12 protein-coding genes, 1 tRNA gene and 1 pseudogene are annotated in these 8,980 nt (G+C 70.9%); 7 read left to right on the plus strand and 7 right to left on the minus strand.

Features of this window, described 5'->3' with window-relative positions; genetic code table 11:
• Nucleotides 1-178 precede the first annotated feature (178 nt).
• Entirely contained in the window at nucleotides 179-658 is a 480-nt protein-coding gene (locus I5I_RS02905; protein WP_239639998.1) for an amino acid deaminase, read from the plus strand.
• A 28-nt stretch (nucleotides 659-686) separates the two neighbouring features.
• Here I5I_RS02905 and I5I_RS02910 read toward each other — a convergent pair whose 3' ends face one another.
• From I5I_RS02910 to I5I_RS16680, 3 genes are read right to left on the minus strand one after another with little or no spacing between them, the layout of a single operon-like run.
• Nucleotides 687-1,547, minus strand: a complete 861-nt coding sequence (locus I5I_RS02910) for a lytic murein transglycosylase (protein WP_051039452.1) — start codon at nucleotides 1,545-1,547, stop codon at nucleotides 687-689.
• Nucleotides 1,544-2,410 (minus strand): anchored repeat-type ABC transporter permease subunit, encoded by an 867-nt coding sequence (locus tag I5I_RS02915; protein WP_036316288.1) that lies wholly within the window; start codon nucleotides 2,408-2,410, stop codon nucleotides 1,544-1,546. The genes I5I_RS02910 and I5I_RS02915 overlap by 4 nt, the downstream gene beginning before the upstream one ends.
• Nucleotides 2,407-2,586: a hypothetical protein gene (locus I5I_RS16680; protein ID WP_148285475.1), complete on the minus strand. Its 180-nt coding sequence runs from the start codon at nucleotides 2,584-2,586 to the stop codon at nucleotides 2,407-2,409. The genes I5I_RS02915 and I5I_RS16680 overlap by 4 nt, the downstream gene beginning before the upstream one ends.
• A gap of 72 nt (nucleotides 2,587-2,658) precedes the next feature.
• Between I5I_RS16680 and I5I_RS02925 the strand changes: the two are divergent.
• Nucleotides 2,659-3,300, plus strand: a pseudogene (locus tag I5I_RS02925) (AAA family ATPase); the annotation flags it as partial.
• A 5-nt stretch (nucleotides 3,301-3,305) separates the two neighbouring features.
• Nucleotides 3,306-3,497, plus strand: coding sequence for a hypothetical protein (locus I5I_RS16240; RefSeq protein WP_083867912.1), 192 nt, complete (start codon nucleotides 3,306-3,308; stop codon nucleotides 3,495-3,497).
• A gap of 59 nt (nucleotides 3,498-3,556) precedes the next feature.
• Here I5I_RS16240 and mscL read toward each other — a convergent pair whose 3' ends face one another.
• The 3 genes from mscL to I5I_RS02940 are packed head-to-tail and all read right to left on the minus strand — an operon-like array spanning nucleotide 3,557 to nucleotide 4,888.
• On the minus strand, nucleotides 3,557-3,973 hold the full coding sequence (mscL, locus tag I5I_RS02930; protein WP_036316295.1) for a large conductance mechanosensitive channel protein MscL: 417 nt from the start codon (nucleotides 3,971-3,973) through the stop codon (nucleotides 3,557-3,559).
• A gap of 29 nt (nucleotides 3,974-4,002) precedes the next feature.
• A complete protein-coding gene (locus tag I5I_RS02935) occupies nucleotides 4,003-4,272 on the minus strand; it encodes an FmdB family zinc ribbon protein (RefSeq protein WP_036316296.1) in 270 nt (89 codons plus the stop codon).
• A 19-nt stretch (nucleotides 4,273-4,291) separates the two neighbouring features.
• On the minus strand, nucleotides 4,292-4,888 hold the full coding sequence (locus tag I5I_RS02940) for a 5-formyltetrahydrofolate cyclo-ligase (protein ID WP_016464579.1): 597 nt from the start codon (nucleotides 4,886-4,888) through the stop codon (nucleotides 4,292-4,294).
• Nucleotides 4,889-4,969: 81 nt separating this feature from the next.
• Here I5I_RS02940 and galU point away from each other — a divergent pair, with 81 nt between their 5' ends.
• The 3 genes from galU to I5I_RS02955 all read left to right on the plus strand — a co-directional run bounded on the left by galU (nucleotide 4,970) and on the right by I5I_RS02955 (nucleotide 7,541).
• Nucleotides 4,970-5,848 (plus strand): UTP--glucose-1-phosphate uridylyltransferase GalU, encoded by an 879-nt coding sequence (galU, locus tag I5I_RS02945; RefSeq protein ID WP_036316299.1) that lies wholly within the window; start codon nucleotides 4,970-4,972, stop codon nucleotides 5,846-5,848.
• 34 nt (nucleotides 5,849-5,882) lie between these two features.
• The gene (locus I5I_RS02950) at nucleotides 5,883-6,512 is read left to right on the plus strand and encodes a GNAT family N-acetyltransferase (RefSeq protein ID WP_036316303.1); all 630 of its coding nucleotides are present in this window, start codon (nucleotides 5,883-5,885) and stop codon (nucleotides 6,510-6,512) included.
• Between the two features lie 108 nt (nucleotides 6,513-6,620).
• On the plus strand, nucleotides 6,621-7,541 hold the full coding sequence (locus tag I5I_RS02955) for a hypothetical protein (protein ID WP_036316305.1): 921 nt from the start codon (nucleotides 6,621-6,623) through the stop codon (nucleotides 7,539-7,541).
• A 28-nt stretch (nucleotides 7,542-7,569) separates the two neighbouring features.
• On the opposite strand, the gene I5I_RS02960 is transcribed toward I5I_RS02955, so the two are convergent.
• The gene (locus tag I5I_RS02960; protein WP_036316307.1) at nucleotides 7,570-8,769 is read right to left on the minus strand and encodes an amidohydrolase family protein; all 1,200 of its coding nucleotides are present in this window, start codon (nucleotides 8,767-8,769) and stop codon (nucleotides 7,570-7,572) included.
• Nucleotides 8,770-8,827: 58 nt separating this feature from the next.
• On the opposite strand from I5I_RS02960, the gene I5I_RS02965 reads away from it, so the two are divergent.
• Nucleotides 8,828-8,903, plus strand: a tRNA-Ala gene (locus I5I_RS02965).
• The last annotated feature ends 77 nt before the right edge of the window (nucleotides 8,904-8,980 follow it).

Consider the following 8,980-nt stretch of genomic DNA (forward strand, 5'->3'; position numbering starts at 1 on the left):
GTAAAGTGGCGGGGAGCTCTCGCGACTCGACGCCGCGGCCGCGCTCGCCACGGGCGATCCCGCGGCCGCCTTCGACATCCTCCCGTGGCTCGGCACCTCGATCGACGCCGACGCCGCCGCGCGCCGATTCGACGCATGGGGACTGTCCACGGTCATCGACGAGAACACGGGCACATCCGTGGTCGCGGCGTCGGTCTTCAGGGCGCTCCACGAGCGCGCCGGCATCGACGCCCGCTTCCCGATCGGCAACGCGGGACTGCTGCACGTCTACGGCTACCTGCTGTCGACGACACCGACGCCCTACGGCCTCAAGCGTGATCGCTGGCTCGACGGCGCGCTCGCCCGGGCCTACGGGCTCGCGGCCGACGCCTTCCTGCCGTGGGCGCTGCCGACGGGCGAGACCCTGCTGACGCGGGTGACGGCGGCGATGGCCGAGCTGCTCGCACGGGCAGCCGTCCGGCGCGAGCAGCTCGGCGGCACAGAGGCGATCATCGCGGTCGACCGGTCCGCGGCATCCGGCGCCGTTGCCCTGGCCTATGCGCTCACGAGCGGCGGGTCGACGCGGCTGATCACGACCTTCCCCGTCGCCGCCGTCGACGACGTGCTGGCCGGCGTCGACGCCGACGGCCCGCGGCTGCGGTGGAACGCGGTCGGCTGAGGGGCGCCGCTCAGCCGGCCGGCGCCGCTCAGCCGGCCAGTGCCGCGTACTCGTCGGCCGCGGCGGCGACGCGGTGGTTGTAGTCGATCGAGGGGTTGTAGGCGTCGACGGCGCGGATCCAGGAGGACGGGTCGGCGAGATCGCCCCCGGCGCGGCACAGGTAGTCGGCGGCGGTGAGCGCGGCGTCGTCGATCGCGTCGACGTCGGCCCGCCCGTCGCCGTCGCCGTCGCGGCCGTCGCGCGCCCATGTCTCCGGGATGAACTGCAGCGGCCCCAGCGCACGGTCCCACCGGGTGTCGCCGTCGAGCGCGCCGCCGTCGGTGTCGGGCACCGCGAGCGAGGAGGTGCCGTCCAGCGCGATCCCGATGATCCGCGGCCGCGCCACCCCGTCCGCACCGATCGCGCCGCCGAAGATCGTGCCGTGCCCGGACTCGACCTCGCCGATCCCGGCGAGGGTGTTCCAGCCCAGGCCGCACCCGGGATGCAGGGTCTGCATGCGCAGCGCCGCGCCCGCGTACGCGGCGAGCGCACGGGGTGGGATGCCGGTGCGCGCCGCGATCCGCTGCACCCACGAGGGATCGGCGAGCGTGGAGATCGCGGCGCGGGCTGCGCGCGTCGCCGACGGTGAGGGGCGCGGCGAGACGGTCGGCGACGCCGCGACGGATGCCGCGGGCGCAGGGTCGGCGGCCGGGTCGGCGATCGCGGGCGCGGCCCCCGGGCGCGCGGCGCCGGTCCACAGCACGCCGACGAACGCAACGAGGGCGGCGAGGGTCAGCGCCGCGCCGACGAGGGCCGCCCGCCGGGGCGCGCGCGAAGTCGTGTCCGCGAGCCGATCGCCGCCGTCCTCCCCCTCGGCGGGGGCCAGCAGGCGCGAGAACTCGTCGCTCATGCAGCCCGCACCCTCCGCCGTCCGACCCACGCCCAGACGCCCTGGCGGGGACCGAGGAACACCGCGGCGAGGAAGAACGCGAGCAGCACCAGCACGATCGTGCCGCCGACGGGCAAGTCCCACGACCACGAGACGTACAGGCCGACGACCGCCGCGAGGCCGCCGATGACCGGCCCGAGCGCCATCATGGCGGCGAGGCGGTCGGTGAGCATCCGGGCCGTCGCGGCGGGGGCGATCAACAGGGCCAGCACGAGAACGTTGCCGATCGTCTGCACGCTGATGACGACGGCGAGCGTGACGAGCACGTAGAGCGCCAGGTCGACCCAGAACACCGCGACGCCGAGCGCGCGCGCCGACTCGCGGTCGAGGCTCGTCGCGACGAACTCCTTGTGCAGCGCGAACATCGCGACGAGCACGATGAGGGCGGTGATCGACACGACCCAGAGGTCCTCGTCGCGGATGCCGGTGATCGACCCGAACAGGAACTGCTGCAGCGAACCGGCGTAGCCGGGCGCCTGCGAGATCACGACGATGCCCAGGGCGAACGCCCCGACGAAGAAGATGCCGATCACGGAGTCCTCCTTCACCCGCCGGTTCTGGGAGAACACGGCGACGAGCACCGCCGTCACGACGCCCGCGATCGTCCCGCCGAGCACGAGGTCGCCCGAGACGACGAAGGCGATCGCGAGCCCCGGGAAGACGGCGTGCGCGACGGCATCCCCGATGAACGCCATGCCGCGGAGAACGACGAACGTGCCCACCACGCCGCAGACGAGCGCGGAGACGACGGCCACGATCAGCGCCTTCGGCAGAAAGGCCAGCTGCGGGTTGAGCAGGTCGGCGAGGAAGTCGAGCGGGCTCATCGCACCGTCTCCAGCACCCGCAGGAAAGCACTGTCCGCGCCGACGCCGAACGTCCGCGCCCACGTCGCGGTGTCGCCCGCGACGGTCGCCGGCGCGCCGTCGGCGACGATGCACGTGTCGAGGAGGGCGATGCGATCGCACGCCGCCAGCGCGCCGGCGATGTCGTGCGTCGTCATGAGCACGGAACGATCGGATGCCGCGAGCTCGACGAACAGGGCGGTCAGCAGCTCCTGAGTGGGCAGATCCAGGAGCCGTTCGCGGTGCTCGGACTCGAGGAATCGGTGGCGGAGAGTCGCGACCGGGTCGTCTTCTCCCTCGGATTCGGGCTGACCAAGCACGGCCGGGTGCTGAGCGACTTCGGCGATCTGTCGGGTCCCGACGGAGAGCGCCTGCTCACGGTCGGCATGACCCGCGCACGTCGCTCGATGGTCATCGTCTCGTCGATCCGTCCCTCGGCCTTCGACGAGGGACGCCTGGAGTCCGGTGCGGCGACGCTCATGTCGATCCTCGGCGGCATCGCCGCCCGCGCCCGTGAGTCCCGGCTCGAAGACCTCGCCGATCCGCTCACGCTGGCCCTCGCCGGTCACCTGCGCGCACTCGGCATCGCCGTGGACGTCAACTACCGGGGCCTCCTTCCCCTGGTCGCGCAGCACCGTGGCAAGGCGGTCGTCGTGGAGAGCGACGCCGACAGCATGGGGGAGACGCTGCGTGAGAGCCTGCGACTGCGCCCCCAGGTGCTGCGCCGTCTCGGATGGCACTACGTGCGCGTGCACGCCTTCGACCTGTACAGCGACCCGGCCGGGGTCGCGGGACGGATCGCGGCCATCCTCGGCGCCTCGCCCGAGACGCCGCGCGCCGAGACCGTGACCGAACCACTCGATCTGCGCTGATCCCCGTGGCAGACGAGAGCCGCCAGCGCGTCGAGCGCGTGCGGGGGGCGCGGCGGGCACGGCTGACGCCGGCGCCCGGCACCGATCCCTCGCCCGACGTCCCCGTCGCACGCGACGATGCCCCGCCCCCTGCGGGGGACGGGGCATCAGGACCCAACGATGAGCGGCTGCGGCGCGACGTGCCGCCGCACTACTAGGGGCGTTTCGACGCGCTGCGCTCGCTCACCGACCGGAAGAGCGACGAGTCGAAACGCGCTCAGCGCGCGGCGGAGTTCTTCTCCAGCAGGTCGCGGATCTGGATGAGCAGCTCCTGCTCGGTCGGCAGCTTCTCCTCTTTGTCTTCGGGGACGCCGGCCTTGGCGGCCTGACGCTCCTTCCACGCGTTCATCGGGAACACGAACACGAAGTAGACCACGATGGCCACCGCGAGGAAGCTGATGAGGGCGCTGACCAGGTCGCCGATCGGGAAGGTGACCGTTCCGCCCCAGACCGCGGGAACCGGGATGCCGGGAACACCGTTGTCGCCCGGCTTCCAGAACACCTCGATGAGCGGGGTGATGATGGACGCCACGATCGCGTTCACGACGGCGGTGAACGCGGCACCGATCACGACAGCGACCGCGAGGTCGATGACGTTGCCGCGCATAATGAAGTCTTTGAAGCCCTTGATCACGGTTCCTCCGATTCTCCGGCGTGCGCCGGTCACGACCCCGACGAAGCGGGCGAGGACTTCGCCTCGGACTTCGATGATGTCGAAGTCGATGCGCCGACGCCAGCGCCCCCGCCGGAGGTGGACGAACGCGAGTCGGTGCGGTAGAAGCCGGAACCGTTGAAGGTGACCCCGACGGATCCGTACTGTTTGCGCAGCGCACCGCCGCACTCGGGACACTGCGTCAATGCGGCATCCGAGAAGGACTGCACGGCGTCGAAGCGGTGTCCGCACTGCGTGCAGGCATAGGCGTAGGTGGGCATGGTCTCCTCCGGGAAGGGCTCAGCGTTGCGGCGACGCGAGGTCGACGGTGCGGGTGGGGGTCACGACACCGGTGACCGGCTGGTCGTGGAGGTCGCGGGGAACCTCGTCCAGCAGTTCGGTGTCGAAGACGACGGCATAGACGGGCGGGCAGTGCTGCATCGAACCGAGGGTCTTGTCGAAGTAGCCCCGTCCCCATCCCAGGCGCATGCCGGAACGGTCGACGGCAGCGGCGGGGATCACGAGCAGATCGACATCGTTGACGGCCAGCGGACTCAGCACCTCGCCGACCGGTTCGGGCATGCCGAACAGGCCCTCCGCAATGTCGGCGCCGGGTTCGGCGACCACCCAGTCCAGCAGTCCGTCGGCGCGAGTGATCGGCAGCAGCACCCGGATGCCGCGCGCGACGGCGTCGGCGACGAACTCGTGCGTGCCCGGCTCGGTCGGAGCAGAAAGGAAGCAGGAGATCGAGCGTGCGCCGGTGCGGGCGATCAGCGCGTCGAGCTGAGTCTTGACGCCGGCGGCGTCGGCGGAGCGCATCGCTTCGGAACGCTGCTGACGGCGCTCGCGGAGGTCGGCGCGCAGTGCGCGTTTCGCATCGTCGATGCCGTCGGTCATGGTCCGATTGTAGGCGGCGCACCGACATGCACGACCGCGACGGTCACGGGCGCGGTGGTGCGCGCCGGTAGGGTGTGGGTCATGTCAGCTCCTGCGATCAAGGCCGTCATTCCCGCTGCGGGTCTCGGCACGAGGTTCCTTCCCGCCACCAAGGCGATGCCGAAGGAGATGCTGCCCGTCGTCGACAAGCCGGCCATCCAGTACGTCGTCGAAGAGGCGGTGGCGGCGGGTATCGATGACGTGCTGATCATCCTGGGGCGCAACAAGAACAACATCTCGAACCACTTCGACTCCGTGCCCGAGCTCGAGTCGAACCTGCTCACCAAGGGTGCGCACGACAAGCTTCTCAGTGTGCAGCGCTCGACGGAGCTCGCCGATATCCACTTCGTCCGCCAGGGCGAGCCGAAGGGTCTCGGCCACGCCGTGCTGCGCGCCCGTCACCACGTCGGAGACGCGACCTTCGCGGTCATGCTCGGCGATGACCTGATCGACGAGCGCGACGAGCTGCTGTCGAAGATGCTGGCGGAGAACGCGGCGTCCGGCCTCACGGTCATCGCCCTCATGGAGGTCGACCCCGACCACATCCACCTGTACGGGGCCGCCGCCGTCGAGCCCACCGACGATCCCGATGTGGTCCGCGTCACGGGCCTCGTCGAGAAGCCGAAGAAGGAGGATGCCCCCTCCAACTACGCCGTCATCGGTCGGTACGTCCTCACACCGGGCGTGTTCGACATCCTCGAGCGCACCGAGCCGGGCAAGGGCGGCGAGATCCAGCTCACCGACGCCCTCCAGGAGCTGGCCGTTACCGACGGCGTGTTGGGCGTCGTGTTCCGCGGTCGCCGCTACGACACCGGCGATAGGGTGGACTACATCAAGGCCATCGTGCAGCTGGCCGCCGACCGCGACGATCTCGGTCCGGAGCTGCGGCCCTGGTTGAAGGACTTTGCGGAGAAGCTCTGACGCTGATCCTGAGCGGCCGAGGTGAGGGGTGCCGATGGAACTGACGGCTCCCCGTGAGCACGGTCCGATCGCGATCCGACTCATCAAGCAGCGCGACGCGCGCGTGCTGCAGTCGGAGTTGATGAGCAACCGTTCGTGGCTGCGCCCGTGGGAGGCGACCAGCCCCGACGGTCCCGTCTCGTTCGATATGCGCCTCGGCATCCGTCGCCTGCTGCAGCAGTACCGCGACGGTGGCGGCGTGCCTTTCGTGATGGAGTACGACGGCGAGCTCGCCGGACAGCTGAACGTCTGGGGAATCGCCCGCGGGTCGCTGTCGTCGGCGACGATCGGGTACTGGGTGAGCGAGCGGTTCGCCGGCCGGGGCATCACGCCGACCGCGGTCGCCCTGGCGACCGACGTGTGCTTCCGTGAGCTCGGGCTGCACCGCATGGAGATCTGCATCCGTCCGGAGAATCGGGCGAGTCTGCGGGTCGTCGAGAAGCTGGGCTTCCGTTACGAGGGGCTGCGGCGGCGATTCATCCATATCGCGGGCGATTGGCGCGACCACTACGCGTTCGCGCTGGTGCGCGAGGAGGTTCCCGAAGGCGTGCTGCAGCGGTGGTTGCAGGGTCGCGCGCCCGAGAGTGCGGCGACCGTGCCGCTCACCGACCGCCCCGCCGGCTGACCCGTCGCAGCGCGGCAGGAGGCCGCGAAACCTTCAGGTTCGACATGAAGGTCAGACACGCGGTCGGATGTCGCCCGATCGCGTCGCCTCGGCCCTACCGTGGGGGACATGGGTGGACAGGTTCTCGGCGGCGGCGTGGTCGTCCTCGTCGCCGTGGCGCTGTGGATGATCTACCTTCTGCCGTCGTGGCACGGCCGACACCAGTTCAATGCCGCTGAGCGCAACGCGGTGCGGTTGAATCAGGCGCTGCGTGTACTCGCCGAGACCAGTGAGACCCCGCAGGAAGTGCGGCTCGAGCTCAACGCGCGCACGGCGATGGCCCAGCAGCGACTGGCCCGTCAGGCCCAGACAGAGCGCGAGCAGGCCGAGCTCGCCCGCGTACGCGCCGAGCTCGAAGTCACCAAACTGCAGGCGCGCGCCGAGGCCGCGGCCGCCCGCGAGGCCGCCGCGCGTGCGGCCGCTCGCGAGCGCGCGCGTCCCGAGATCCGTCGTGCCCAGGCTCGTCGGCGGGCACGCCTCGTCGTCACTCTCGTCGCCGTCGCCGCTCTCGCGCTGGGCGCGTGGGGCGGCGTGCAGCTGGCCACGACCGGCGCGCAGCTGATGCTCTGGCTGGCCGGGGTGCTGTTCGTGAGCTGCGCCCTGCTGCTGCAGCGGATGTCGCGCGTGCAGCGTCGCGTGGTCGTCCGTGAGGCGGTCGCGCCGATCGAACGCGTCGCAGCCGACGTGCAGGACGTGGCTCTGGACGCCGAGCGCAGCTCGTGGGTGCCGCGAGAGCTTCCGCGGCCGCTCACCGTGTCGGCCGGCTCACGTGCCGCCGCGGTGCTCGACGAGGCGGACGCCCGTGAAGCGCTGCGTCGCGGCGCCGTCGAGGAAGCGATGCGCGCGCGTGCCGAGCGTCAGCGTCCCGTCACGCTGCAGCCGCGGCCTGCGGCCCACGACGACGAGCTCGTCGGCGGAGCGGCCGCGGGCGACGCCGCCATCGAGGCTCATGTGCGCCGCCTGCTGGAACGCCGCGCCTCCGGTCAGTAGCACCGGCTGATGACACCGACCGGTCGGCTCAGCCGACCAGGAGGCGTCCGCGGCCGATGACGACCTCGCGTCGCGGCGTGCGAACGAGGGCGTCCATGGCGTTCTCGGCATCCACGAGCACGATGTCGGCGCGGTCTCCTGCCTGCAGTCGATTCGTCGCCAGGCCGGCGAAGCGGGCGGAGGCGCCCGTCGCGATCTCGACGACACGGAGGAGGTCGTCGTCGCGCACGATGCTCGACGCGCGCGCGTACTGCCAGGCGATACCGAGGAGGTCTCCGGTGCCGTAGGGGCTCCACAGGTCACGGATGCCGTCGGTGCCGAACCCGAAGGCGACACCGGCCGCATCGAGCTCGTGCAACGGGAGCTGGGGGAGCCGGAGCGGCGCGACGGTGGTCATCGTCACGCCGAGTGCGGCCATCTGCGCGAGGAGGTCGCGGCGTCGGAAGCCGTCGAGCTGAGCGACCGCGAAGCCGTGTGCGACGTTGACACGGCCGTGCAGCCCCAACCGCTCGACGCGCTCCAGGATGAGCTCGACCTGAAAAGCCCCCAGCTCGGCGGGGTCGTGCAGGTGGATGTCGACGCCGACGCCATGGTCGGCAGACAGTGCGAGCAGGGCGTCGATCTGTCCGACGGGATCGCGGTCGATCGTGGCCGGGTCGAGCCCGCCGATATGCTCGACGCCTTCCCGCGCGGCGCGGTCGAGGAGGGCGAGCACGCCGGGGCGGCGCAGCACCCCGTCTTGCGGGAACGCCACGATCTCGACGGCCAGGGCACCGTCGTAGCCGGCGACGGCCTCACGCACGGCCTCGATGCCGCGCAGTTCGAGCCCCAGATCGACGTCGACGTGCGTGCGGATCGCGGTGGTGCCGTGGGTCACGAACTGCTCGAGGACGTTGCCGGTGATCTCTGCCGACGGCATCCCGATCTCGTCGCGGTGGGCCCGCTCGTGACGGATGCGGCCCTCGGTCGTCCCCTCACCGCCGTAGGACTGCCATGGCAGTCCCCACCACGACTTGTCGATGTGCGCGTGCGCGTTGACGAGACCGGGCAGGGCGAGCAGTCCGTGTCCATTGACGACGTTCCCGGCGGTGTCCACGGCGGTGACGTCGGACGTCGGCGTGACCGCGCCGATCATCCCGCCGGCGATACGGAGATCGACCGCGTCGCTCGGGTGCGACCACAGCCGGACGTTGCGAACGACATCGATGTCAGCAGGGGTGGGGCTCATGCCTCCATCCTGCCGGTGCAAGCGGGGCCCGAGACGCGTGATAATGTTGAAGACGTAAGGGCCTATGGCGCAGTTGGTAGCGCGCCTCGTTCGCATCGAGGAGGTCAGGAGTTCGAATATCGTTAGGTCCACCAAATCGGTCTCTTTAGAACAACTAAAAGGTAAGAGCCATTGCAGACGGCGCTTCCTTCGGAGAGGCGCCTTGCCTTCG

Source organism: Microbacterium sp. B24, from assembly GCF_000333415.1.
Classification (GTDB): domain Bacteria; phylum Actinomycetota; class Actinomycetes; order Actinomycetales; family Microbacteriaceae; genus Microbacterium.

Bases quoted from the DNA above. Each gene is read 5' to 3' on its own strand.
- I5I_RS02960 (WP_036316307.1), bottom strand. From the start codon at position 8,769: ATGAGCCCCACCCCTGCTGACATCGATGTCGTTCGCAACGTCCGGCTG.
- galU (WP_036316299.1), top strand. From the start codon at position 4,970: ATGTCAGCTCCTGCGATCAAGGCCGTCATTCCCGCTGCGGGTCTCGGC.
- I5I_RS02910 (WP_051039452.1), bottom strand. From the start codon at position 1,547: ATGAGCGACGAGTTCTCGCGCCTGCTGGCCCCCGCCGAGGGGGAGGAC.
- I5I_RS02915 (WP_036316288.1), bottom strand. From the start codon at position 2,410: ATGAGCCCGCTCGACTTCCTCGCCGACCTGCTCAACCCGCAGCTGGCC.
- I5I_RS02950 (WP_036316303.1), top strand. From the start codon at position 5,883: ATGGAACTGACGGCTCCCCGTGAGCACGGTCCGATCGCGATCCGACTC.
- I5I_RS02940 (WP_016464579.1), bottom strand. From the start codon at position 4,888: ATGACCGACGGCATCGACGATGCGAAACGCGCACTGCGCGCCGACCTC.
- I5I_RS02955 (WP_036316305.1), top strand. From the start codon at position 6,621: ATGGGTGGACAGGTTCTCGGCGGCGGCGTGGTCGTCCTCGTCGCCGTG.
- I5I_RS16680 (WP_148285475.1), bottom strand. From the start codon at position 2,586: ATGACGACGCACGACATCGCCGGCGCGCTGGCGGCGTGCGATCGCATC.
- I5I_RS02935 (WP_036316296.1), bottom strand. From the start codon at position 4,272: ATGCCCACCTACGCCTATGCCTGCACGCAGTGCGGACACCGCTTCGAC.